The sequence below is a fragment of the Micromonospora coriariae genome (assembly GCF_900091455.1).
In the GTDB taxonomy this organism is placed as follows: Bacteria; Actinomycetota; Actinomycetes; order Mycobacteriales; family Micromonosporaceae; genus Micromonospora; species Micromonospora coriariae.
The window spans coordinates 6,209,197-6,232,760 of record NZ_LT607412.1 but is presented as its reverse complement, the minus strand read 5'-3'; the positions used below and the strand labels follow the sequence as shown (position 1 = coordinate 6,232,760).

Sequence of the window (23,564 nt, the reverse complement as noted above, 5' to 3'; positions counted from 1 at the left end):
GCGCATGGCGTACGACGTTGAGCTGGCCGATCGGATCCGGATGGTCGTGCGGGCCGAGCCCGGTCTGACCGAGCGCCGCATGTTCGGGGGGCTCGCCTTCCTGATCCACGGCACAATGGCCGTGAGTGCGAGCAGTCAGGGCGGCCTGCTGCTGCGCGTCGACCCGGCCGAGGCCGACTCGTTGATCAGTGCGCCGCACGTGCGCCGGTTCGAGATGCGCGGCCGCACGATGAACGGCTGGCTGCGGGTGGACACCGAGGTCGTCCAGGATGACGACGACCTGCGAGGCTGGGTGCGTCACGGCGTCACGTACGCCCGTACCCTGGCCGGTGGTCGATGGTCATCCGTACAATCTGATCTTCGCGATTCGATGTTCGGCGATTCGGCTCCTGTCGGAATCGCGGCGGATGACCAAGACTGAAGCGATGTCTCAGGGTGTGGGTGTGCCGCGTACCCAGGTAGCAGTCACGGCTCTGCTCGTTGTCGCCGGCGTGCTCATTCTCTTCGTCCCGGCCGGTGACGAGGGCCGGGTCCTCGTGCCGATCAGCGAAGGTCACGGACTGTCCGCCGTGGACGCGGTCGGCGCGGCACTGCTGGCGGTGGGTGGCACCTGGCTGGAAGTGCTCGTGGTGCGGCGCCTGCCGTACCTCGCACTGCCCCCACGGGCCTTGTTCGGGCTCGGTCTGCTGGCCGGCCTCGGCGTGGGCCTTCTGATCGCCTCGGTCTTTTCCGGGTTCTTCTGGTGGTGGGCGGTCGGCGCCACCACTCTTGGCGTTGCCGTGCTCGTCCTCGTCACCCTCACGGCACGCCGTGGAGATCCGCTGACCTGACCCTGCCGTGACCGGGACGAAGGGATCTGGTTCAACGAGCACTGGCGGCTGGCGCGGATCTCGGGAGTGGGCGTCCCGCTGGTGCTCATGCTGTATCCGCGCGATCACTACGACATGGCGGATCTACCTGACGAACTGGCCGCCGAACTGGGGCTGTTGAGCACTCGCATCGTTCGCCACGTGCAGGCGCTGCCGCACATCTCGCGGGCCCACGTCTACCGCATCGGAGATGGTGGCGCCCATCTGCACGTCTGGTTCTTCGCCCGGCCGGAGGGGCAGGGCCAGTTGTACGGGTCGTGGCTGGTCGTCTGGGACGATCTGCTGCCGGAGTACCCGGCGGACGTCGCAGAGGCTGACGCCGACATCGTGGCTGACGCGTTGGTCGCGTGCCACGGCGGCCACCGGTCGCCCATCAGCGAACCGGCAGCCTGACCGGGTTGATCCAGACCCGGAGGTCACCGTGGCGGCCGGGGGCCGTTCCTAGCCGTCGTGCTGGCGGCGCACCATCTCGTTGATCCAAATGGGCGCGTACGGGGACGTGCAGCCCGGGGACGTCGGGTAGTCCTTGAGCACCTCCAGGCGCTCACCGATGCCGATCGCACGGACGCGGTGCTCGGCGTGGTCGATTCCGATCTGAGCCAGGCAGTGGTTCATCGCCCACTGGAGGCGATCCGGGGCGTCCTTCATCTCCGCCTCGATGACGTCGAGCAGTCCCGGCAGGTCGAGGACCTCAGGCTTCTTCGTCACGCGTTCGGTGGTCAGCGCCCAGCCGGCGCTCGCCACCACGGGATCCGGATCGGCGGACCAGGCCAGGCGCAGCTCTTCGGAGTGCGGGTTCTTCTTCACCACATAGTTCACGAGCCAGTCGTGCACCTTGGGTGTGCGCGCCTCGCGCAACATGGCGTCCAACTCGCCACGTTCGAACGCCCTCGGTCGGCAGATCAGAATCGCCAGCAGTCTCGCCGCCGTGTCGCCCGTCGCCCAGAGCTGGCGCGCGAGTTCCTGCTGCGTCTTCAGCCGCTTCGCGAGCGCGCGCAGCTTGCCGAGGTTGACACCGTGATCGTCACCGTGTCTCTCGTTCACCTCGCGAGTCTTCGGGTCCTCAAGCTCGGCCAGCTCGGCCATCACCTCGGCCACCATGGTTCCGGTCGTCGTCGTCTCGGCCACCGCAGCCTCCTGCTCATCATCCGCGAGATGCAGCGTACGACGGAAGTCGACCTCGTCCGGTGCTCGCCGGCGCCGGGACATGATCCACACTATCCTCCGGGTCATGACTTCGATCTCATCCGACGGGCGCGGCGTCGACTCAGCCCTGGACCCCTCGGCGGAGCAGATCCGGGACATGGGTGGCCGCGCCATCGAGTGGATCGCCGCCTACCAGGACTCGATCCGGGACCTGCCGATCGCCCCACGAACCTCCGCCGCCGCGCTGAAGGAGCTACTCGCCGAGCCACTGCCCGTCGAGGGCCGTGACTTCGCCGATCTTCTGCAGGTCTTCCGCGAGGTGGTCGTGCCCGGCAGCCGGCACAACGGCCATCCCCGCTTCTTCGGGTACGTCTCGGCGCCGGGTACCGCCGTCGCCGCGGTGGCCGACCTCCTCGCGTCGGCGCTGAACGCGAACCTCACCGCGTGGCGGTCGGCACCGGCTCCCGCCGAGCTGGAGCACCTGGCCATCGACTGGATCAAGGAGGCGATCGGCTGCGATCCGGGCGCCGGAGGGCTGTTCATGAGCGGCGGCTCGATGGCCAACTTCACCGCGCTCGCCGCCGCCCGACACCGCCATTGCGGCGACACGATCGCCAGCGACGGTATGGCCGCCCATCCGGCGCCGCTGCGCGTCTACGCCTCCACCGAGACCCACCACTCGATCCACAAGGCTGCCGCGCTGCTCGGCATTGGGCGGACCAACGTCCGCGAGATTCAGGTGGACGCCCGTTTCCGGATGGACGTCAACGCCCTCGTCCGTGCCATCGAGGACGACCGGACCGCCGGGGCCGAACCGTTCTGCGTGGTGGCGAACGCCGGCACCGTCGTCACCGGTGCCGTCGACCCGCTCGCCGAGATCGCCGAGGTCGCACGGGAGTACGGGCTCTGGATGCACGTCGACGCCTGCTACGGCGGCTTCGCGCGGCTCGCCCCCTCGGCCCGCGCGCTCTTCGACGGCTTGTCGGAGGCCGACTCCATCTCCCTCGACCCACACAAGTGGCTCTACCTGCCGGCGGACTGCGGCTGCCTCATCTACCGCGACCCGGAGGCGGCACGGCCCGCCTTCAGCCTGGACGCCGACTACACCCGGGTCATGCAGACCGAACCGGCCGAGGCCTTCGCCTTCTGGGACTACGGCCCCGACCTGTCCCGGCGGTTCCGGGCGCTCAAGGTCTGGATGACGCTGGCGCACGCCGGGTCGCGAACTGTCAGCGATGCGATTGAGAGCAACCTCGACTGCGCCCGTCACGTGGCTGAGCTGATCGACGACAGCGTCGACTTCGAGCTGCTCGCCCCGGTCGAACTCTCCATCTTCTGCTTCCGCTATCTGCCGCCGAGCGCGCGAGCCGGCTCGCGGTCGCAGGCCGATGAGGAGCAACTCGACCGCCTCAACGAACGGATCATGGTGTTACTGCAGCAGGCCGGCAGCTCGTACCTGTCGAACGCGACAATCAACGGCCGCTTCGCGCTGCGCGGCTGCGTGCTCAACTACCGCACCACCCGGCGCGACATGCAGATCCTGCTCGACGACGTACGCCACGCCGCCGAGCAGGCGATCGAGGAGACGCGCTGAAGAGACCGGCCGGGCACGGAACTGCGGGTCAGAGTTCCTTGAGCAGGTGGTAGTAGGAGCCCGCCCGGGTGCACATGTAGTTCCTACCCGTCTGCGAGCGCAGGAAGCCCGCGTGGAACGCACACGCGGCCAACCCCATGGAGTTGCCCGGGTAGGACGCGACGAAGGCCCAGCTCTGCGCCACCATGTCGCCATCAGCGACGGCACTGACTGTCGATCCTCCCGACGTCGGAGCGGCTGCCGCGGGGGATGCGATCCCCAGCACGCCGGCGCACGCCACCGCTGCCATCGCCGCCGCCGCGAACGTGCGCCCTCTGCTTCTCGTCCCAGGTGACATTTCCAGTCTCCGTTCCACCGATGAGTCGGTTGACGTGAGCCGTCGCCCGCCGGGCCCGGGCGCAGCCGCGCACCCCCGTCTGGCTCGTACCGATGTCGCGGTTCTCCCGCCCGGCGGGCTCTGGCTGACTACTGATGGCGCAGTCTCGCAGCAGAATGTTGGCTCGGTGTTGGCCAGACCGCGGAGACGCCAAGGGCGCCGGACGCCCCGGCGAGGGTGCCGAACACCGTCGACGCGCGGTGTGGCTATGCCTTCGGCGGTGACTGGCCGGCGGTGTCGTCCGAGAGCAACTCGGACAGCCGGGTGCGCATCTCGTCGAGGCGGCGATCGCCCAGGGGTTCGAGGATCGTGACGGCTTCCTGGAGGGCTGCTACGGCTGCCGGAAGGTCCCGTCGGGCCGCGCAGATGTCGGAGCATCCGTGCAGTGCCCAAGCCTCCCGCATGCGATCGCCGGTGCTCCGGGCCAGCCGGACCGCTGTGTCGTAGTGGTGTTCGGCCTGATCAAGGTTGCCCTGAAGGAGATGCAGGCGGCCGAGATTCGTGTGGACGCTCGCCGACAACCAGTCGCGGTTGCTGGACCGCTCCGCGGCCGACAACGCCGACGTGTAGGCGTCGAGTGCCTCCTGCTGGCGGTCGGCCCGTCGATGCAGATAGCCAAGGTTGAGTTCGACCTTGAAGATGAGATCGGGGTCGTTCAGCAGGGTCGCGAGATGCCGCGCCCGCAGAAGTGGTGGAAGTGCCTCGTCGAGCGCACCGCTGTCAGCCAGCATCGCACCCAGGCTCGCCTCGACGTCGGCCTTGCCGGCATGGTCGCCGCTCCGCCCGAAGAGTTCGCTGGCGCGCTGGTACGCGGAGCGGGCCTCGGTGCGTTGCAGCAGGAGGCTGTGTGCGACGCCCAGGCTTCCGTGCAGGGTCGCCTCGCCGGTGCTGCTGCCGGCCAGGGCGGCGGATCGGATGCCCTGCTCGATCACGGCGATCCAGGTGTCGCGGGGTGCCCGGCGTTGCAGCCAGCCGCGTATGTTGACGGCGAGGGCCCAGACGAGATCAGGGTGGATCCGGACGTGCTGGTCGATCAGCCCGATGATCGTTTCCGCCTCGGCGTCCACCCAGCTCAGCGCTGCGACGGTGTCGGTCAGCTCCGGCAGGAAGAGGTGCTGCGGGTCAGGCACTGTGCTATCGCCGGCTCCACCCGAGGTCGGCCTGATGCGTTGCTGTGCTTGGCGGGTTGCGTGCCCATACCAGCCGAGCAGTCGCCGCTCGGCGGCCGCGCGATCGGTCCAGGTGTCGTCGAGCTGGCCCCGCTGATGGGCGAACATGCGCGTCAACTGATGGAGGCTGACCCGGCCGTCCGCTTCGACTGTGACGAGATTGGCCGCGGCGAGTTCGTCGAGCAGGTCCGTCAGGACGGTGTCGCAGGAGATACCGGCCAGTGCGGCCGCGGCGCCGAGCGGGATCGCACGAGCGTCCAACAGTCCGAGGTGGCGTAGCAGCCGACGTGCCGGTGCGGCCAGCCGTCGGTACGACACCGCGATGACGGCGCGCACACTCGCGTCGCCATCGGTGGTGGTGAGCCGGGCGAGTCGGGTGCGCTCATCACGCAGGGCGTCGACGAGGGCGTCCGGCCGGGCTCCCAACCGCAGGTGGGCGCCCACGATCCGGATGGCCAACGGCATTCCATGGCACAGCTCCACCAGGGTACGGATGTCGTCGGGCGCGGAGTCGGCCATCCCGGCGATCGCCCGGAGCAGACGGGTGGCCGGCTCGACGTCCAACGGGTTGAGCACCAGGAGGTGAGCGCCTTCGCGGGCGACGAGCCCGTCAAGCCGGTTCCGACTGATGATCACCAGCATGCTGTCACCGGCCCCGGGAAAGAACGGCCGGGCCTGCTGGGCGCTGCTCACGTTGTCCAGGACCATCAGCACCGTGCGGCTGGACAGCAGCGAGCGCAGTCGCGCGGCGCGTGTCTCTGCCTGCCGTGGCACGTCGTCGGGCGCGATGCCGAGATCGACGAGGGCCCTGGCCAGTGCAACCGCCGCGGGGATGTCATTGTCGAGATCGAGGTAGAGCTGTCCGCCCGGAAAACCCTGCCGGGTCTGATCGGCCCAGTGCGTGACCAGGGCCGTCTTGCCCATGCCACCGGCCCCCGTGACGACCACTGAGCCACTGGGACGCTCACCGTTTCGGGATTTCTCGTGCACGGCGTCGAGGGCGGCGAGCTCGTCGTGACGCCCGACGAAACTGCTGGGTGGGACCGGCAGCTGCGCCGGCCGGACCGCGGCGGAGGCGACGGACGGCACGACCGCTGGCGTGGGGCCGCGCAGGATCGCGGTGTAGAGCTGTCGCAGGCGCCTGCCCGGGTCCGCTCCAAGCTCGTCGGCGAGGATGCGCCTGGTCCGTTCGTAGACGGTCAGCGCCTCGGCCCGACGGTCACCGCGAACGAGCGCCAGCATCAGTTGCGCCTGGAGGCGCTCGCGCAGCGGGTTCTTCGTGGCCACGGCCGACAACTCGGCACACAGTTCCCGATGCAGTCCGAGGCTGAGTTCGATGTCGACGCAGCTTTCGTAGGCGGTCATCCGCTGCTCGCCCAGGTGGTTGGCTGCCGCCCGCACCTGATCGGTATCGGCGGCGCCATGGTAGGCGTCCGTATCCCTCCACAGCCGCAGCGCCGCCCGGTAGCGCTGACGCGCCTCGGCGAGCCGGCCCTGCGCCTCGTCGCGCGCGGCCGCGTCGACCAGAGCGCAGAACTCGTCGGCGTCAAGCTGGTGGCCGGCCAGCCTGATCCGGTAGCCACCGCTCGCGCGAATGATCGATTCAATGCCCAGGTTGCGGCGCAGATGATGGACGAGGACGCGCAGCGCCACGTGTTTGCTGTCGCTCGGGTCGCGACCCCACAGGGCTTCCAGCAACGTGCTGTCGGCGACCGTCTGTCCGCCGGCAGCGAGGAGGCAGGCCAGTACGACCTGATGTTGACGCCTGCCGGCCGGCACCACTGATCCAGATGTGTCGACGGCTCGCAGTGGCCCCAGGACTTCGAACCGCATGATTCCTTCCCCTGGGAGTGACCGGGATGGGACCCGCCGATCGTGGCACGGCGGACGTCGCTCAGCGACCCACCCGAACACGGGCATCCGCCAGTGGCCGCGAATGCTACGCCCACCAGACAAAAGGAGAAATCATGACAGACATCGCATCAGCGCAGGGGCTGCGGGCCCCACCTGCCCGCGAGGCGTGACAGGCGGCAGGACCCGAACAGCAGACGGCAGGTATGGCGGTGGTGTTTGCGGGTAAACGGCCGCCCGCAGCGAGGCGGAGGGGGCGACCGATGAGTGACCCGGCGGCGCAACGGTCCGGAGGACCCGGACCAGCGGTCAACCCGACCGAACGGTTGGCAGCGGATGTGGCCGAGGTGGTGCGCGCGGAAGTCCGGGAGATGCGCACCCAGGTGATGCGGGTGGCACGGCCGACCGGAGTCGGCCTGGCGCTGCTCGCCACAGCCGGGGGATGTCTCGTCCTGGGCGCCGGGGCCGCCTCGGCAACCGCGTTGCGCATGCTGGAGACCTTTCTGCCCCGACGGCTTGCCAGCGCGGGACTCACCGGGGGCTACCTCGTCGTCGCCGCCGTCGTGCTCGGACGGGCAGGACTGCAACAGCTGCGGGCGGCGGGAGGCGGCTCGGCCTGGCTGGCCGACGAGGTGCAGGATGCCATGGCCGCCACCGCGAGTCAGGTGGTGCCGGCCGGTGCCGCCGCCGTTCGGGACGAACTCGACCAGTGGGGCTCCGGCCGGCAGGACCGCTGACGTCGACATGTGCGCCAGCGACTGCTCCGGTTGGTGGTGAAGGTCAGATTTCGACCGGCCATCCGACGATAGGCTCCGGGCCTATGCGGACGAAGCCGGAGCTGAGCGAGGCCATCCGAACGGAGCGGCGCGCGACGCTCGTGGTCAACACCCACTCCCGTCGCGGGCGCCGGCTCTACGAACGGGCGCGAGATCGACTCACGTCCGCCGGCTTCAAGCTGCTGGCCGCGTACCCGGTCGACGTGCCCGCCGAACTGGAGCAGAGCCTCGCCGCTGCCGCCGACCTCGGACCGGACCTGTTGATAGCCGGCGGCGGAGACGGCACGATCAGCACCGCCGCACGTCTGCTCGCGCACCGCGACATCGCGCTCGGTCTGCTGCCGCTCGGCACCACGAACAACTTCGCCCGCACCGTGGGCATCCCCCTTCACCTCGACGCGGCCGTGGCGGTCCTCGCCGACGGCAAGGTGATCGACGTCGACCTCGGGCTCGTGGGCAGCCGGTGGTTCACCAACCACGTCGGTATCGGCCTGTCCGCCGACGTGATGCTCAGAACGCCGCCGCGCCTCAAGCGGGCCACCGGCCGGCTCGCGTACCCGGTCACCGCGCTGACGCTGCTGACCCGGCACCGCCCGCTGCGCGCCGTTGTGCGTGCCGAGGGACGGGAGCACGAGTTCGTCACCCACCAGCTGTACGTGGCGAACGGCGGCTTCCACGCCGGCCGGCCGATCACCGCGGACGCGGACGCCGACGACCGGCTCCTGGTCGCCTATCCGGTGGGCGGCGCACCCCGCCGCGAGCTGCTGCGGCACACCGCCCGTAACGCGGCGACCGGGCATCGCCGCACGCTCGGCGAGGAGCCGTTCCTCGCCGTCCACCAACTCTGGCTGGAGACCGACCGACCCGCGCCCGTGGAGGTCGACGGCGAGCTGTACGGCGAGACCCCGATCCGGATCGGCCTCGATCCCAACGCGCTCCGCATCATGGCTCCCGCCGACAGCCCGGACCGTTAGGCGTCGGCGCGTGCGGCGAGGGCGTCCACCAGCCGGCGGGCGGAGCCGGCCAGATTCCACGTGCCGGCCAGTTCGAGCAGCCGCTCCGGGTCGGCCGGGGCGGTCGGCAGGGCGGTGGGCAGCTCCGGCAGCGGCACGTCCAGCGCGACCCGGACCACCGTCGGCGCGACGGCCAGGTAGTCGCGGGCGGCGGCCAGTTTGGCCCGCAGGCCCGGTGCGAAGGACGAGTCAGAGTCGTCCAGGGCGGCCAGGATGCCGGCGATGCTCCCGTACCGCTCGATGAGCCGGGCGGCGGTCTTCTCGCCGACGCCCGGCACCCCGGGCAGCCCGTCGCTGGGATCGCCGCGCAGCGCGGCGAAGTCGGCGTACCGGTCGGCCGGCACGCCGTAGCGGGCCCGCACGGCGGCGTCGTCGCAGTCGTCGAGCTTGGCCACGCCGCGCCCGACGTAGAGCAGCCGGACCGGCCGGACGTCATCGACGAGCTGGAACAGGTCCCGGTCGCCGGAGACCACCTCGACCGGGCCCGGCTGGGTCACCGAGAGTGTGCCGAGCACGTCGTCGGCCTCGTAGCCGGTCGCGCCGACGGCGGTGATGCCGACCGCGGCCAGCACCTCCAGGATCTTCGGCACCTGCGGGGAGAGCGTGTCCGGCACGACCTCGCCGCCCTGCGGAGCCACCCGGTGCGCCTTGTACGACGGCAGCAGGTCGACCCGCCACGCCGGGCGCCAGTCGTAGTCCAGCGCGCAGACCATCCGGTCTGCGCCGCGCCCACGGATCAGGGTGGCGAGCATGTCGAGGAAGCCGCGCACGGCGTTGACCGGGGTGCCGTCCTCGGCCCGGGCGGCGGATTCCGGGATGCCGAAGTAGGCCCGGAAGTAGAGGCTGGGTGCGTCGATCAGCAGGATCGGGGATCGGTGTGCCACGCCCGACAGCCTGGCACAGCCCTCCGACGATCAGGGGTACGCCCGGCCGCCTTCCGCGTCAGCGCCGCTCGTCGTGCCGGTAGACGGTGGCCCTCCGGGCCAGGTACTGCACGGCGTAGCTGGCCACCAGCAGCAGGATCGCGACGAGCACCTCGACCCAGGCCGCGACGCCGTCGGCCACGGTGAGGCCGATGATCAGCAGGACCAGGCCGGCGAGCGCGAGGACCCCGGCCCACAGCTGCCGGCGGCGGCGCCTGGCCGCCCGGTCCGCCTCGTTCGCCGCCACGTCGGTCCTCCCGGTCGCGGTGCCCGTGCGGGCCCCTCGATCCAGGCTATGACGCACGGGGACGTCCGACCCGGCAAACCGCGGTGCGGCCCGTGGCCGACCGGCGCAGACTGCCGGTGTGGCGTTCCTTCCCGGTCTGACGCTCGCCCGCCGCTACCACGACGAGGTGGTCGCATCGGTCCTGCGCCGTCGCTTCCCGGACCTGCGGTACGCGGCCGGGCTGCTCGACGGCGGCTCGGAACTGCTGGGCCTGGACACCGTGCGGTCCACCGACCACGACTGGGGGCCGCGCGTGCAGGTCTTCGTCGCGGCCACCGACGCCGCCCGGATCCCGGGGCTGCGTGCCGCGCTGGACGCCGACCTGCCGACCGAGTTTCTCGGCTGGCCGACCCGCTTCGCGGGCGACGACGGGCGGCTGGGCGTCGCCGACCCGGGGGGCAGCCGGCACGGCGTCAGCGTCGATGAGCTGGCTGGTTGGTGGCGCGACCGGCTGGGCTTCGACCCCGCCGCCGGTGTCGCCGTGGCGGACTGGCTGGCCACACCGACCCAACGGCTGGCCGAGGTGACCGGTGGCGCGATCTTCCACGACGGCCTCGGGGGCGCCCTGACGGCCCGCCGGACGGCGCTGGCCTGGTATCCGACGGACGTGTGGCGACACGTGCTCGCCGCGGCGTGGACCCGGATCGCGCAGGCGGAGCACCTGCCCGGCCGGTGCGCCGAGGTCGGTGACGAGTTGGGCAGCCGGGTCGTCGTCGCCGGCCTGGCCCGGGACCTGATGCGGCTCGGCCTGCTGCTGCACCGACGCTGGCCGCCGTACGACAAGTGGCTCGGCACGGTCTTCGGCGGGCTCCCCGACGCGGCGCCGGTGGTCGCGGCGCTGAACGACGCGCTCGGCGCCGGCGACTGGAGCCGGCGCCAGGCCGGGCTGGTCCAGGCGCTGGAGGCGGTGGCCCGGTGGACCGACGAGACCGGGCTGGCCCCGCCGGTGCACGCTCGCGTCCGGCCGTTTCACCACCGCCCGTTTCTGGTGCTGCACGCCGAGCGGATCGCCGCCGCGCTGCGCGCCGGCGTGACCGACCCCGTGTTGCGTGACCGGCCGCCACTGGGCGCCGTCGACCAGTACGTGCACAGCGTCGACGTGCTCACCCATGCCGGTCGGATCCGCCGGCTGGCCGACAGCCTCTGGCCGGGTGGCGTGGTCACCGACCTCCGACGGTGAGCGCCGACGCGGCGGAGCGGGGCGGGTCGTCGTCCCGGTCGTGGTCGGTGAGGTCACGCAGGCGCCGGACGGGGGAGAACAGCAGCGCCAGTGGCGCGCACACCACCGCCGCCGCGAAGATGAACAGGGTGGCCCGCGCGCCGAGGGGACCGGCCAGCGCGCCGGCGACCAGCCCGCCGACCGGGATCGCGCCCCACGAGACGAACCGGACGGTCGCCATCACCCGGGAGAGCAGGTCGGGCGGGCTGGCGATCTGCCGGTAGGTCCGGGTGGTCACGCTGAGCACCACCGTCCCGAGGGCGAAGACGACGTTGCCGGCGGCGAAGGCGGCGTACGCCGGCCATCCGGTGCCCCAGGGGATCAGGAACGCCCCGGCGACCGTGGTGAACCCGGCGGCGATCAGGGCGCGGGCGGTGCCGATCCGGGCGGTGATGCGTGTGGTGAGCGCCGCCCCGACCAGCGCGCCGACCCCCTCGACGGCGAGCAGCACCCCGACCAGGCCGGCCGGTGCGTGCAGCTCGCGGACCAGGTAGAGCGGGTAGAGCGCGTACTGCGCGCCACAGACGAAGTTGATGGCGGTGGCGGCCCACATGCCGGGCCCCATCACCGGGTGGTACGCGACGAAACGCCAACCCTCCCGGATCAGTTCGCCGACCGGTGGCCAGCGGTCCGGAGCGTCGTCACGGCGCGCGGGCAGAGTGCGCAGCAGCGCCGCCGACACGAGGTAGCTGGCCGAGTCGACGAGCAGGGTGGGCACCGCGCCCAGTGCCTGCACGGCGAACCCGCCGAGCGAGGGGCCGCTGAGCTGGGTGGCGGCGTGGGTCGCCGAGGTCAGGCTGTTGCGGGACTGCAACTGTTCGCGGTCGACGATGCTGGGCAGGAACGTCGAGTTGGCCACGTCGAAGAGCACGTTGGCGAAGCTGACCACGAGCGCGGTGATGACGAGATGGGCGACGGTGAGATGGCCCCACCACCAGGCCAGCGGGATCGACGCGACGGCGACCGCGCGGGCCAGGTCCGCGCCCACCTGGGCGCCGCGTAGCGGCAGCCGCTGCACGATGACGCCGGCGGGTAGGCCGATCACGATCCAGGCGACGTAGCTGGCGGCGGCGATCAGGCCCATCTCGAACGCGGTGGCGTCGAGCACGGTGAGTGCGGTCAGCGGCAGGGCCACCGCGCCGACCGCCGACCCGACCATGCTGGTCGTGCCGGCGGTCCACCATCGCCAGAACACCCCGGCCCGATCGTCGACGTGCATGTCGTCCGCCCCCGTTCGCCGTGCCAGTGCGTTCCGATCTGGAACGGACTATAGTCGAGGGCGAAACGGAGGGGGTGACGGGTGCGGCGGGAAGATCTTGCCGACGCGGACTGCGGCATCGCGCAGGCGCTCGGCGTCCTGGGGGACTGGTGGACCTTCCTCATCGTGCGCGACGTCGCCGGCGGGACGACCCGCTTCGACGCCCTCCAGCGCGAGCTGGGGGTGAGTCGGCGAGCGCTGACCGAACGTCTCGCCGCGCTGGTCGAGCACGGCGTGCTGGAGCGCCGGCCCTACTCCCAGCACCCGCCGCGCTTCGACTACCTGCTGACCACCAAGGGTGAGGGGCTGCTTCCGGTGCTGATCGCACTGCAGGACTGGGGTACGAGACATCTGATGGGCGACGGTGACCTGACCGCGACCGCCGACCCCGACTCGGCCGAGGCACGCCGGGTGCACGACCTGATCGGCCGGCGACTGCCCGACGTCGTCCTGCCGGGGCCGGACGGCCAGCCGGTTGCGCTGACCGACGGCGACGCGTGGAGCGTCCTCTACCTCTTCCCCGGGGCGTACGCGCCGGGGACGCAGGGCTACCCGCCGGGCTGGGCCGACATTCCCGGCGCCCGCGGCTGCACCCTGGAGTCGACCACCTACGCCGACCGGTACGCGGACTTCCAGGCCTCCGGCGCACGGGTGTGGGGGATCAGCACGCAGCGACCGGACCAGCTCGGCGACTTCGCCGCGTACGCCCGGCTGCCGTTCCCGCTGCTGTCCGACCAGGACGGTCGGCTCGCCGCCGGGCTGCTGCTGCCCACCTTCCGGGCCGGTGGGATCACCCGGTTCAAGCGGCTGACCCTGCTGATCGACCCTGCCGCGGTGGTCCGCGCGGTGCAGTTCCCGGTCACCGATCCGGCCGGCTCGGTCGACGAGATGCTCGACGTGGTCCGCAAGCACCGCGCGGCCTGATCCGGAGGTGAGGAAGGGCCCCTTGTTAACGCTCAGCGTTAACAAGGGGCCCTTCCTTACACGTCAGGCCGGGAGGGTCCAGCGCTGGTTGGCGCCGGCGAAGCAGTCCCAGATCTGCAGCCGGGTGCCGTCGGCGGAGCTGTTGTCGGTGGCGTCCAGGCACTTGTTCGACTGCGGGTTGCGCAGCGTGCCGTTGGACTGGGCCTGCCAGACCTGGGCGCCGCTGCCGTTGCAGTCCCAGAGCTGCACCTTGGCGCCGTTGGCGGTGGAGCCGCTGGCGACGTCGGCGCACTTGCCGAGGGCGCGCAGCGTGCCGTTGCTGGCCACGGTCCAGCTCTGCGCGCCGGTGCCGTTGCAGCCCCACAGCTGCACGGCGGTGCCGTTGGCGCTGCTCGCCGAGGCCACGTCGACGCACTTGCCGCCGATCCCGGTGATCGGGCCGGTACGGCCGGTCGGCGGCGGGGTGGTGCCGCCCATGATGGTGTCGTACATCGCGCTGACCAGCGAGGTCGAGCCGGTGGTGTCCTGTGACAGCTCCCAGTTCATCACCCCGCCGGCGTTGGCCAGGGCCCACTGCGTCTTGCGCTTGACCGTCGGGATGCCGTTGTAGCACTGCTGGGCGCCGCCGACGGTGGTGCAGTCCCGGTTGGCGTTGGCCGGGTCCATCCCGACCAGCGCCGAGTAGGTGTAGTAGCCGGGGCGGCTGTAGAAGGGGATCCCGAGGACCGCCTTGCCGGCCGGCAGGCCGCGCGACTTCCACAGGTTGACGCTGGCGATCGACCAGTCGTAGTTGGCGTGTGGGCTGCCGCCGTCGTACGCCATGATGTTGAGCCAGTCGACCTGGGCGAACACGGCCGTCTGCACGCCCTGGACGCTGCCGCCCTCGGAGACCACGGCGGCGGTGAGCAGCTTGCCGCGGCTGTGCATGGCGCTGCCGAGCTGCGTCATGAGCTGGGTGTAGTTGTTCGCCGAGGCGCCCGGGTCCGGGTACTCCCAGTCCATGTCGACGCCGTCGAGGTTGTACTGGTTGACGAAGTTGACCAGGTTGTTGACGAAGTTGGTCCGGCTGCCGGCGTTGGCCGCGAGGGCCTCGAAGGCGGAGTCGTTGCCGTCGTTCCAGCCGCCGACCGCGATCGACACCTTGACGTTGTTGGAGTGCCCGAGCGAGACCAGTGAGGAGAGCTTGCTCGGGTTCTCCACCGGGCGCAGGCTGCCGTCGTTGTTGGGCAGCACGAAGGCGTAGTTGATGTGGGTGAGCTTGTTGTACTGGATGGTGTTGACGTTGCCGGCCCAGGAGGGCATGTAGCCGACGCTCTTGAAGTTGTTCGGCAGCACCACTGCCTGCGCGGCGGTGGGGACGAGGGTGAGGGTGGCGCCGGCCGTGGCCAGCGCGAGCAGGCCGGCGGCGAGGGCGCGGCGCAGTGGTGAGGACATCGGAGGCCTTCCCGTGGGCGGGGGACGACAGCCGCCCACGCAGGGTGGTCGCGGGCGGTCGGTGCGGGACGCAGGGGCGGGTGGGCCTCGAGGCAGCCAAATCTTAAAGAGTGTTAACTGTCCGAGTCAATCAACGTCGATGGATTTCCGGAACTTCCGGGGCCGCGGCGACGCCCGCTCCCGGCAATCCCCCAAACGACCGTTAAGCTGGCGCGGTGGGAATCGACGAGCTGTACCCGCCCGACCGGCTGATCGCCGCGCAGGGCGCCACCGCCGCCGCCGGCCTGGACGCCCTGCTGCTCACCCCCGGCTCCGACCTGCGCTACCTGACCGGGTACGACGCCCGCGCGGGGGAGCGGCTGACCTGCCTGGTGCTACCGGCCGAGGGTGAGCCGACGCTGATCGTGCCGACGCTGGAGCGACCGGCCGCCGAGGCGTCCCCGGCGCCGGCCACCGGGGTACGCATCGTCGATCACGCCGACGGCACCGACCCGTACCCCCTGGTCGTCGCCGCCCTCGACGGCCCGCCCGCAGGGGTCGGACTGGCCGACCGGATGTGGGCCGAGCAGGTCCTCGCACTGCGCGCCGCCCTGCCCGCAGCGGCGCAGCGGCTGGCCGGCGAGGTGCTGCGCGAGCTGCGGATCCGCAAGTCCCCGGCGGAGGTCGCGGCCCTCGCCGAGGCGGGCGCGGCGATCGACGAGGTGCACCTGCGAATGGGGGAGTGGCTCCGCCCCGGGCGCACCGAGGCCGAGGTGGCCGCCGACATCGCCACGGCGATCCGGGCCGCCGGGCACGTCAGCGTGGACTTCGTGATCGTGGCGGCCGGACCGAACGGGGCCAGCCCGCACCACGGCACCTCGGACCGGCCGATCGGCGCCGGCGAGCCGGTGGTGGTGGACATCGGCGGCACAATGGCGTCGGGGTACCGCTCGGACTGCACCCGCACGTACGTCGCGGGCGGGCCGGCGCCGGCCGAGTTCCAGGACTACTACGCGGTGCTGCGCGACGCACAGCGCGCCGCGGTGGCGGCGGTACGGCCCGGGATCAGCGCAGCGGAGGCCGACGCCGCCGCCCGGGAGCCGATCGCCGCCGCCGGCTACGGCCCCGCGTTCCTGCACCGCACCGGCCACGGCATCGGCCTGGACGGTCACGAGGAGCCCTACCTGGTGGCGGGCAACGACCGGCCGCTGGAGCCCGGAATGGCGTTCTCCATCGAACCGGGCATCTACCTGGCGGGCCGGCACGGCGCCCGCATCGAGGACATCGTCGTCTGCACAACGGACGGCGTGCAGCGGCTCAACACCACCCCCACGGAGCTCATCGCGCTATGACTGTCGACCGGATCCTCCCCACCGACGAGGCCCACGACCTGCTGGACCTCGCCACCGAACTCGCCGATCGCGAGCTCGCGCCGAAGGCCGCCGGCTTCGAGGAGCGCGCCGAGTTCCCCCGCGAGGTGCTGCGCACCCTCGGCCGGGCCGGCCTGCTCGGCCTGCCGTACCCGGAGGAGCACGGCGGCGCCGCACAGCCGTACGAGGTGTACCTGCAGGTGCTGGAGATCCTGGCCAGCCGGTGGCTCGCTGTCGCCGAGGCGGTCAGCGTGCACACCCTGTCCTGCTACCCGGTGGCCGCGTTCGGCAGCGACGAGCAGCGCAAGCTGCTGCCGGACATGCTCGGCGGGGAACTGCTCGGCGCGTACTGCCTCTCCGAGCCGCAGGGCGGCTCCGACGCGGCGGCGCTGAGCACCCGGGCGGTCCGCGACGGCGACGCGTACCTCGTCTCCGGCACCAAGGCGTGGATCACCCATGCCCGGACAGCGGACTTCTACAACGTCTTCTGCCGTACGGGCGGGCCCGGCCCGAAGGGCATTTCCTGCCTGCTCGCGGACGCCGGCACCGCCGGCATCACCCCCCAGGCGGCCGAGCGGACCATGGGGCTGCGCTCCTCGCCGGTGGCGCAGATCGCCTTCGACGGGGCGCGGGTGCCGGCCGGCCGGCTGATCGGCGGCGAGGGTGCGGGCTTCACCATCGCGATGTCCGCGCTGGACTCGGGTCGGCTGGGCATCGCGGCCTGTGCGGTCGGGCTGGCCCAGGCCGCGCTGGACTACGCGATCGGGTACGCCCGGGAGCGGCAGCAGTTCGGTCGGGCGATCGTCGACTTCCAGGGGCTGGGCTTTCTGCTGGCCGACGCGGCGACCCAGATCTCCGCCGCCCGCGCGCTGACCCTCGCGGCGGCCCGGCTGCGCGACGCCGGGCGTCCGTACTCCATCGAGGCGGCCAAGGCGAAGCTCTTCGCCACCGACATGGCGATGCGGGTGACGACCGACGCGGTGCAGGTGCTCGGTGGCGCCGGCTACGTGGCCGACCACCCGGTGGAGCGGTACATGCGCGAGGCCAAGGTGCTGCAGATCGTGGAGGGCACCAACCAGATCCAGCGGCTGGTCATCTCGCGGGCTCTGGCCAAGGGCTGAGGCCGGGTCGACGACGCGTGGTGGCGTGGCTGCGGTGGGTCCACCGTGGCCCGCCGTCGACACCCTCCGGTGGGAGCCTCGTCGCCGTCGGGCGTTTTTCCCGGTAGGTTGCTCGCCGTGGAGGAGATCGACCGCGCCATCGTCGCAGCGTTGACCGCTGACGGCCGCCTGTCGTACACCGACCTGGCCGACAGGGTCGGGCTGTCGGTGTCCGCCGTGCACCAGCGGGTGCGCCGGCTCGAGCAGCGTGGGGTGATCAAGGGATACGCCGCCCGGGTCTCCTTCGAGGCGCTGGACCTGCCGCTGACCGCGTTCGTGGCGATCCGGCCGTTCGACCCGTCGCAGCCGGATGACGCGCCGGAGCGGCTGGCCCACCTGCCCGAGATCGACTCCTGCTACTCGGTGGCGGGGGAGGACTTCTACATGCTGCTGGTGCGGGTTGCCAGCCCGACCGACCTGGAACGGGTGCTGCAGGAGATCCGTACGTCGGCGAACGTGACCACCCGGACCACTGTGGTGCTGTCCACCCCGTACGAGAACCGGCCGCCGAAGATCAGTGCCGGGCCACCGAGTCGGCCGCGGTCCCGGGTGCCGGAGGAGCCGGCTGGTTCCACCGCAGGATGACCTGCCGCCCGTGCTCGTGACCGAGCACGCTTACCGTGGCGGTGTCCAGGCGCAGCAGGCCGCCGGCGGACGGGGGCAGGCCGATCCAGCGGGCGCCGAGCACCCGCAGGCTGTGCGCGTGGCCCACCAGCGCCACGGTGCCCCGGTCGAGCAGGGGGGTGACCCGGGTCAGCACCCGGTCGAGGCGGGCGCCCACCTGCGCGGGTGACTCTCCGCCGGGGCAGCCGTCGGTCCAGATGTTCCAGTGCGGTTGGTCTTCGTGGATGTCGACGGTGGTGCGTCCCTCGTACTCGCCGTAGTTCCACTCGCTGAGGTCCTCGTCGACGGCGTCGACGGTGAGCCCGGCCAGCTGCGCGGTGCGCAGTGCCCGGGAGCGGGGGCTGGCCAGCACGGTGACGAATCGCCGGCCGGCCAGGAACGCGGCGAGGGTGCGGGCCTGCCGCTCGCCGTCGGGGGTCAGCTCCAGATCGGTGTACGACGTGTGCCGTCGAGTGGCGCTCCAGGTGGTCTCGCCGTGCCGGATCAGCAGGAGCTCTCCCATGCGGCCAGTTAACCATCGCGGACCCGGCGGCACCCGGCGGGCGCCGATGCGGCAGTCCCGCGCACTCAACCTATCTTCCTAGGATGCCTTACCGGGTGTGCCGACCGGCACCACCGGTTTCAGCACCCGGAGACCGGGCAAGCGAGCCGGGAGAGACGCCAGACGGAGGAGGCACGATGAGCTTCACCGACAAGGCACGAAACAAGGTCGAGCAGATGGCCGGTGCCGCGAAGGAGCGGATCGGCGACAAGACCGACAACGAGCAGATGCGGGGCGAGGGCGCCAGCCAGCAGAGCGACGCGCGCGCCAAGCAGGCCGGTCAGAACATGAAGGAAGCCGGTCGCAACGTGAAGGACTCCTTCACGAAGTGACCTGAGTGATCCACGGGTCCCCGGGCGGCGGTACGCCCGGGGACCCGTCGTGTGCCTGCGGCTAGGGTCGCAGGGTGACGGTGCTCCGCTCCCTGGTGTTGTTCGCGCTGGCCGCGCTGGCCGAGATCGGCGGCGCCTGGTTGGTGTGGCAGGGCTGGCGCGAGCAGCGTGGCCTGTGGTGGATCGCCGCGGGGGTGATCGCGCTGGGTTGCTACGGCTTTGTCGCCACGTTCCAGCCGGACGCGCACTTCGGCAGGATTCTCGCGGCGTACGGCGGGGTGTTCGTGGCGGGCTCACTGGCCTGGGCGATGCTCGTGGACGGCTTCCGCCCGGACCGGTGGGACCTGACCGGGGCGGCGCTCTGCCTGCTCGGCGTCGCCGTCATCATGTACGCGCCGCGGGGCGCTTCTGCCTAGCGCGACGCGACTCTCCTCAGCGCCGTCAGCGGTCGGCGTTCAGGCGGCGGAACGCTCCGGGAGCGTTCGGCGGCGCAGGCCCACGCTCGAGATGGCCGGCGGTACGTAGGCCACGTCGTTGGGGCCGGCGTCGGTGCCGGGCGGGGCGATCTCGTCGATCCGGTCGAGGATGTCGTCGGTCAGCGTGACGTCGACCCCGGCCAGCAGGTCGTCGAGCTGTGCCATGGTGCGCGGCCCGATGATCGCCGAGGTGACGCCCGGATGCGCGATCGCGAACGCCATCGCGAGGTGGGTCATCGGCAGGCCGGCCTGCTCGGCGAGCGGGATGAGCTGCTCCACGACGTCGAGCTTGCGCTCGTCGGCGAAGTGCTGCGGGGTGTGACCCGACCGGTGGCCGTCGAACTCCTGGCCCTTGCGGTATCGACCGGTGAGCAGGCCCTGGCCCAGCGGACTCCACACCAGCGTGCCCATCCCGTAGCGCTGACAGACCGGTAGCACCTCGCGTTCGATGCTCCGATTGATGATCGAATACGGCGGTTGTTCGGTGCGGAAACGTTCGAGGCCGCGTCGCTCGGCGACCCACTGCGCTTCGACGATCTCCGAGGCGGGGAACGACGACGCGCCGACCGCGCGTACCTTGCCGCTGTGGATCAGGTCGGACAGGGCGGACAGCGTCTCCTCCAGGTCGACCGACGGGTCGGGGCGGTGGACCTGGTAGAGGTCGAGGTGGTCGGTCTGTAGGCGGCGCAGGGAGTTCTCGACCGCCGTGGTGATCCAGCGGCGTGAGTTTCCGCGGTGGTTCGGGTCGTCGCCCATCGGATAGTGCAGCTTGCTGGCGAGTACGACGTTGTCGCGGCGGCCCTTGAGCGCCTTGCCGAGGATCACCTCGGATTCGCCGGCGGAGTACACGTCGGCGGTGTCGACGAAGTTGATTCCCGCGTCGAGTGCTTTGTGGATGATGCGGATGGAGTCGTCGTGATCGGGGTTTCCCATGGCGCCGAACATCATGGCGCCCAGGCAGTACGGGCTGACTTCGATTCCGGTCCGGCCCAGGTTGCGGTATTTCACTGTTGTCCTTCGGGGTGGTGATTGGTCGGTCCCGTGGCGATGGACGACACGCGTGACCGTTCCTGCGTGTGGGCTATTCGGAGTGCGTCGAGGAAGCGGTGCGCAGTTCCTCGTCGTCGAAGACGATTTCGACGAGCGGGCTGCCCGCGAACCAGTCGTCGAAGGTCTGGCGCCGGCTGACCCGAGCTGCGATCTCGGGTCGGTTCTGCAGGTCGAGGACCGCGGTGATCACCCGCCGTCGTGTCGGATCGTCGACCGGCAACGCGGTCGCGGGCAGGTCGCCCGTTACCCCGTGCTTGAGATGGACCGTGAACCGTGGGTGGGCGCGAACGTTCGCGTACCAACTGCGGGGTCCGGGCATGCCGGTCAGGTACCAGCGACCGTCGACGCGGTGGAACCAGATCTCGATCCGGCGCGGGACGCCGGTGCGTGCGCCCAGTGTGGTGATGTCGATGGTGCGCGCGGCCGCGGAGGAGTCCGGTCCGATGGCGAGGGCTCGTGCGATGGCGTCGTCCATTTCACCGGCCTTTCCTGCTTTTTGTTCGGATGAGTCCATGAAAGCAGCGCCGGAGAGGCGGAACTAGCGAAATCGTCTCGTGTGGTTGCACGATCCTCTTCGCCGAAGTCACGGGAGGGCGGCGCCGGTGCTGCCGGCTCCGGCACGTATGCGCAGCGCGTCGATGCTGGGCGGTGCACCGAACAGTCGTCGGTACTCGCGGCTGAATTGGGACGGGCTGTCGTATCCGACGCGATGGGCGACGCGGGTGATGTCGTTGGGGCTGTTCGCCAGCAGCAGTCTCGCGGTCTGCAGGCGGATGTGCTTCTGGAACTGGATGGGGCTCATCGCCGTCACGGCCTGAAAGTTCCGGTGGAACGCGGAGACGCTCATCGCGGAAAGCTGTGCCACCTCGTCGACGCGGAAGGGCCGTGTGTAGTTTTCCCGGATCCACTGGACCGCCCGGGCGATGTGGCTCAGGCTGCTGTCCGCGAGGCCGATCTGTCGGACGGCATCACCCTGTTCGCCGGTCATCAACCGCCACAGGATCTCGCGCTTGAACAGAGGGGCCAGTGCCCTGCGGTCCTGTGGATGGTCGAGCAGGCGCAGCAGCCGCACGATGGCGTCGAGCAGCTCGGCCGGGGCGTCACTGACCGCGATTGCGGGCCGCGCGGTGCCGGGAAAACGCGGCAGATCGCCCGGCCCGGCCTCCAGCAGCAGCTCCGCGATGGTGGCGGGGTCCAGGGTCATCCCGAAGCCGAGCGCGGGGTGGCCAGGGGCGGCGTCGATGACGTGACCCGTCACCGGGAGGTCGATCGAGGCGACGAGGTACTGACCGGGGCCGTACTCGTAGACCTGGTCGCCGAGGGCGAGACGCTTGCCGCCCCGGGCGATGACCGCCAGCACCTTGCCGGACATCGAGGAGACCGGGGAGGCGTTGTGGTCGATCCGGCAGACCCGCACGCCCTCGATCGCGGTGGCCAGGTCGGGGCGCACGTGCCGTTCCAACAGGTCGCGGAGCTCGTCCAGGAGCATGCCCCGAGTGCAGCACGAGACCCGCGGCGACCGCTGGTCAGCAGCAGGATCGTGCAAGGACTCGCCAGTTTCATGAGAGCGGGCCGCGTTGAAACGGCGTGACGGTGGTCGACGGGGACGTGGTCACGGGGTGATCGCCGCCGCCTCCTCGGGGCCGAACCATCGGCGCAGCGCCTCGGTGAGGTCGCCGGTCGTGGCGCCGGCCCAGGCCAGGTAGCCGTCGGGGCGGACGAGGAGGGCCCGCGCGTCGAGGTGGCCGCGGGCGGGCACGACGTCGAGCCGGTCCTGCCATGCGGGCGGCAGGGGTACGCCGCCGCTGGTCAGGTCGATCAGGACGCCGCGGGCACGCCGCAGGGCGTCGCGGACGGCGTCCGCGCCGTCGGTGAGGCGGGGGAGCAGGTCGGGCAGCCAGGCGCCGGTGAGCGGGTGGGGGTGTGTGCTGCCCATGTCGTACGGGTGGTCGGCGCCGGCGAGCAGGGCCGCCACGTCGCGGCGGGTGCGGTCGCTGTCGAGCAGGTCGGTGAGCAGGTCGCGGAGTGCGGTGACGTCGTCGCCGGGGGCGAGCAGGGCGAGTTGGGCGCGGGTCTGCAGGGCGACGCGCCGGGCGACGGGTGCCCGTTCGGCCTGGTAGCTGTCGAGCAGGTCGGGTGCGGCGGTGTCGTGTACCTGGGCGGCGAGTTTCCAGCCGAGGTTGAGCGCGTCGTTGAGGCCGAGGTTGAGTCCGGGGCCGCCGACGGCCGGGTAGACGTGGGCGGCGTCGCCGAGGAGCAGGACGCGTCCGTGGCGGTAGGTGGTGGCCTGGCGGAGGTTGACGCCGGTGAGGCGGCGGGTCGGCGGGGTCGGGGTGCCGGGTGGGCGCAGCGGGAGGTGTCCGCCGAGGACCCGGTCGACGGCGTGTTGCAGGTCGTCCTGGGTGGGTGGGTTGTGGTGGTCGTTGTGGTGGCTGGTCCACTCCATGGTGGCGATCAGGTGGGCGTCGGTGGCGGCGCCGGGTAGCCGGGCGAAGGTGAGCACTCCGTCGGGGAGTCGGTGGTGGGTGAAGGGGTGGGCGCGTCCGCCGTCGGGGAGGGTGAGGGTGCCGTCGGGGTTGAGGCGGTCGGCGGGCAGGTGGGCGTGGCCGATGTGGGAGACGAAGCGGTGGTCGGTGTGGCCGGGGAAGGGGATGCCGGTTTCGCGGCGGACGGTGCTGTGGGCGCCGTCGGCGCCGATCAGCCAGCGGGTGGTCAGTTGGTGTTCGCCGGTGGGGGTGTGTACGTGCAGGGTGACCCGGTCGTGGGTCTGGTGGAGTGCGGTCAGTCGGTGGTCGCGGCGGATGTCGGCGCCGAGTGCGCTGGCCCTGTCGTGCAGGACCTGTTCGATGCGGTGCTGTGGCACGGGCAGGGTGTAGAGCGGGTTGTCGGGCAGGGTGGTCAGGTCGAGGGGGAGACCGCCGAACTGGTACCACGGTGTGGGTCGGGGTGTGTCGGGCTGGCCGGCGAGTGGTTCGTGCAGGCCGCGCAGGTGCAGGGCCTGGATGATGCGTCCGACGAGGCCGTTGGCGCGGGGTGTGGTGTCTGGTTCGGCGCGCTGGTCGAGCACGGTGGTGGGTACGCCGGCGAGTTGCAGTTCGGCGGCCAGGAGCAGGCCGGCGGGGCCGGCGCCGACGATGACGACGCCGCTGGTCATGGGGGTGTCCTCTCTGCTCGTCGTGTCAGCTTGGGTTGAC

General features: G+C 71.4%; 25 protein-coding genes. 13 read left to right on the top strand and 12 right to left on the bottom strand.

Annotated elements, in window-relative coordinates:
- Positions 1–40 precede the first annotated feature (40 nt).
- The 3 genes from GA0070607_RS28960 (at position 41) to GA0070607_RS28950 (ending at position 1,262) form a co-directional block, all read left to right on the top strand.
- Complete coding sequence (locus GA0070607_RS28960; protein ID WP_231930470.1) at positions 41–421, top strand: TfoX/Sxy family protein; 381 nt, start codon at positions 41–43, stop codon at positions 419–421.
- A gap of 4 nt (positions 422–425) precedes the next feature.
- Positions 426–830 (top strand): hypothetical protein, encoded by a 405-nt coding sequence (locus tag GA0070607_RS28955; RefSeq protein WP_157743299.1) that lies wholly within the window; start codon positions 426–428, stop codon positions 828–830.
- Between the two features lie 66 nt (positions 831–896).
- Positions 897–1,262: a hypothetical protein gene (locus tag GA0070607_RS28950; RefSeq protein WP_231930469.1), complete on the top strand. Its 366-nt coding sequence runs from the start codon at positions 897–899 to the stop codon at positions 1,260–1,262.
- A gap of 48 nt (positions 1,263–1,310) precedes the next feature.
- On the opposite strand, the gene GA0070607_RS28945 is transcribed toward GA0070607_RS28950, so the two are convergent.
- Positions 1,311–1,997 (bottom strand): DNA alkylation repair protein, encoded by a 687-nt coding sequence (locus GA0070607_RS28945; RefSeq protein ID WP_089021023.1) that lies wholly within the window; start codon positions 1,995–1,997, stop codon positions 1,311–1,313.
- Between the two features lie 103 nt (positions 1,998–2,100).
- On the opposite strand from GA0070607_RS28945, the gene GA0070607_RS28940 reads away from it, so the two are divergent.
- Positions 2,101–3,609: a pyridoxal phosphate-dependent decarboxylase family protein gene (locus GA0070607_RS28940; RefSeq protein WP_157743298.1), complete on the top strand. Its 1,509-nt coding sequence runs from the start codon at positions 2,101–2,103 to the stop codon at positions 3,607–3,609.
- A gap of 28 nt (positions 3,610–3,637) precedes the next feature.
- On the opposite strand, the gene GA0070607_RS32585 is transcribed toward GA0070607_RS28940, so the two are convergent.
- Both GA0070607_RS32585 and GA0070607_RS28935 read right to left on the bottom strand, forming a co-directional pair.
- The gene (locus GA0070607_RS32585) at positions 3,638–3,796 is read right to left on the bottom strand and encodes a hypothetical protein (protein WP_157743297.1); all 159 of its coding nucleotides are present in this window, start codon (positions 3,794–3,796) and stop codon (positions 3,638–3,640) included.
- A 395-nt stretch (positions 3,797–4,191) separates the two neighbouring features.
- Positions 4,192–6,933 (bottom strand): AfsR/SARP family transcriptional regulator, encoded by a 2,742-nt coding sequence (locus GA0070607_RS28935; protein WP_172899124.1) that lies wholly within the window; start codon positions 6,931–6,933, stop codon positions 4,192–4,194.
- A 335-nt stretch (positions 6,934–7,268) separates the two neighbouring features.
- Between GA0070607_RS28935 and GA0070607_RS28930 the strand changes: the two genes are divergently transcribed.
- On the top strand, positions 7,269–7,742 hold the full coding sequence (locus GA0070607_RS28930; RefSeq protein ID WP_157743296.1) for a phage holin family protein: 474 nt from the start codon (positions 7,269–7,271) through the stop codon (positions 7,740–7,742).
- Positions 7,743–7,825: 83 nt separating this feature from the next.
- Positions 7,826–8,755 (top strand): diacylglycerol/lipid kinase family protein, encoded by a 930-nt coding sequence (locus GA0070607_RS28925; RefSeq protein WP_089021019.1) that lies wholly within the window; start codon positions 7,826–7,828, stop codon positions 8,753–8,755.
- Here GA0070607_RS28925 and GA0070607_RS28920 read toward each other — a convergent pair.
- Together GA0070607_RS28920 and GA0070607_RS28915 are read right to left on the bottom strand one after the other, a co-directional pair.
- Positions 8,752–9,678, bottom strand: coding sequence for a 5'-3' exonuclease (locus GA0070607_RS28920; protein ID WP_089021018.1), 927 nt, complete (start codon positions 9,676–9,678; stop codon positions 8,752–8,754). The two genes, GA0070607_RS28925 and GA0070607_RS28920, sit on opposite strands and share 4 nt — an antisense overlap.
- A gap of 58 nt (positions 9,679–9,736) precedes the next feature.
- Positions 9,737–9,964, bottom strand: coding sequence for a hypothetical protein (locus GA0070607_RS28915; RefSeq protein WP_089021017.1), 228 nt, complete (start codon positions 9,962–9,964; stop codon positions 9,737–9,739).
- A 118-nt stretch (positions 9,965–10,082) separates the two neighbouring features.
- On the opposite strand from GA0070607_RS28915, the gene GA0070607_RS28910 reads away from it, so the two are divergent.
- Entirely contained in the window at positions 10,083–11,183 is a 1,101-nt protein-coding gene (locus GA0070607_RS28910; protein ID WP_089021016.1) for a DUF4037 domain-containing protein, read from the top strand.
- Here the strand turns inward: GA0070607_RS28910 and GA0070607_RS28905 are convergent.
- Complete coding sequence (locus GA0070607_RS28905; protein ID WP_089021015.1) at positions 11,164–12,441, bottom strand: MFS transporter; 1,278 nt, start codon at positions 12,439–12,441, stop codon at positions 11,164–11,166. The two genes, GA0070607_RS28910 and GA0070607_RS28905, sit on opposite strands and share 20 nt — an antisense overlap.
- A gap of 81 nt (positions 12,442–12,522) precedes the next feature.
- Here GA0070607_RS28905 and GA0070607_RS28900 point away from each other — a divergent pair, with 81 nt between their 5' ends.
- Positions 12,523–13,404 carry a winged helix-turn-helix transcriptional regulator gene (locus GA0070607_RS28900; protein ID WP_089021014.1) on the top strand — a complete coding sequence of 294 codons (882 nt, stop codon included), beginning with the start codon at positions 12,523–12,525 and terminating at the stop codon, positions 13,402–13,404.
- Between the two features lie 63 nt (positions 13,405–13,467).
- Here the strand turns inward: GA0070607_RS28900 and GA0070607_RS28895 are convergent, their stop codons facing one another.
- On the bottom strand, positions 13,468–14,838 hold the full coding sequence (locus GA0070607_RS28895) for a glycosyl hydrolase family 18 protein (RefSeq protein WP_089021013.1): 1,371 nt from the start codon (positions 14,836–14,838) through the stop codon (positions 13,468–13,470).
- 215 nt (positions 14,839–15,053) lie between these two features.
- Between GA0070607_RS28895 and GA0070607_RS28890 the strand changes: the two genes are divergently transcribed.
- From GA0070607_RS28890 to GA0070607_RS28880, 3 genes are all read left to right on the top strand, one after another.
- The gene (locus tag GA0070607_RS28890; RefSeq protein WP_089021012.1) at positions 15,054–16,169 is read left to right on the top strand and encodes a M24 family metallopeptidase; all 1,116 of its coding nucleotides are present in this window, start codon (positions 15,054–15,056) and stop codon (positions 16,167–16,169) included.
- Entirely contained in the window at positions 16,166–17,308 is a 1,143-nt protein-coding gene (locus tag GA0070607_RS28885; RefSeq protein WP_089021011.1) for an acyl-CoA dehydrogenase family protein, read from the top strand. Before GA0070607_RS28890 ends, GA0070607_RS28885 begins: the two co-directional genes overlap by 4 nt.
- Before the next feature lie 117 nt (positions 17,309–17,425).
- Positions 17,426–17,932: an Lrp/AsnC family transcriptional regulator gene (locus tag GA0070607_RS28880; RefSeq protein ID WP_089021010.1), complete on the top strand. Its 507-nt coding sequence runs from the start codon at positions 17,426–17,428 to the stop codon at positions 17,930–17,932.
- On the opposite strand, the gene GA0070607_RS28875 is transcribed toward GA0070607_RS28880, so the two are convergent.
- A complete protein-coding gene (locus GA0070607_RS28875) occupies positions 17,862–18,473 on the bottom strand; it encodes a histidine phosphatase family protein (protein ID WP_089021009.1) in 612 nt (203 codons plus the stop codon). The genes GA0070607_RS28880 and GA0070607_RS28875 overlap by 71 nt on opposite strands.
- 176 nt (positions 18,474–18,649) lie before the next feature.
- Here GA0070607_RS28875 and GA0070607_RS28870 point away from each other — a divergent pair, with 176 nt between their 5' ends.
- Complete coding sequence (locus GA0070607_RS28870; RefSeq protein WP_089021008.1) at positions 18,650–18,844, top strand: CsbD family protein; 195 nt, start codon at positions 18,650–18,652, stop codon at positions 18,842–18,844.
- A gap of 74 nt (positions 18,845–18,918) precedes the next feature.
- Positions 18,919–19,260 (top strand): YnfA family protein, encoded by a 342-nt coding sequence (locus GA0070607_RS28865; RefSeq protein WP_089021007.1) that lies wholly within the window; start codon positions 18,919–18,921, stop codon positions 19,258–19,260.
- A gap of 39 nt (positions 19,261–19,299) precedes the next feature.
- On the opposite strand, the gene GA0070607_RS28860 is transcribed toward GA0070607_RS28865, so the two are convergent.
- From GA0070607_RS28860 to GA0070607_RS28845, 4 genes are all read right to left on the bottom strand, one after another.
- Entirely contained in the window at positions 19,300–20,328 is a 1,029-nt protein-coding gene (locus GA0070607_RS28860; RefSeq protein WP_089021006.1) for an aldo/keto reductase, read from the bottom strand.
- 73 nt (positions 20,329–20,401) lie between these two features.
- The gene (locus tag GA0070607_RS28855) at positions 20,402–20,845 is read right to left on the bottom strand and encodes a nitroreductase/quinone reductase family protein (protein WP_089021005.1); all 444 of its coding nucleotides are present in this window, start codon (positions 20,843–20,845) and stop codon (positions 20,402–20,404) included.
- Positions 20,846–20,953: 108 nt separating this feature from the next.
- Positions 20,954–21,859: an AraC family transcriptional regulator gene (locus GA0070607_RS28850; protein ID WP_089021004.1), complete on the bottom strand. Its 906-nt coding sequence runs from the start codon at positions 21,857–21,859 to the stop codon at positions 20,954–20,956.
- Between the two features lie 123 nt (positions 21,860–21,982).
- Complete coding sequence (locus tag GA0070607_RS28845; RefSeq protein ID WP_089021003.1) at positions 21,983–23,524, bottom strand: FAD-dependent monooxygenase; 1,542 nt, start codon at positions 23,522–23,524, stop codon at positions 21,983–21,985.
- Between the last annotated feature and the right edge of the window lie 40 nt (positions 23,525–23,564).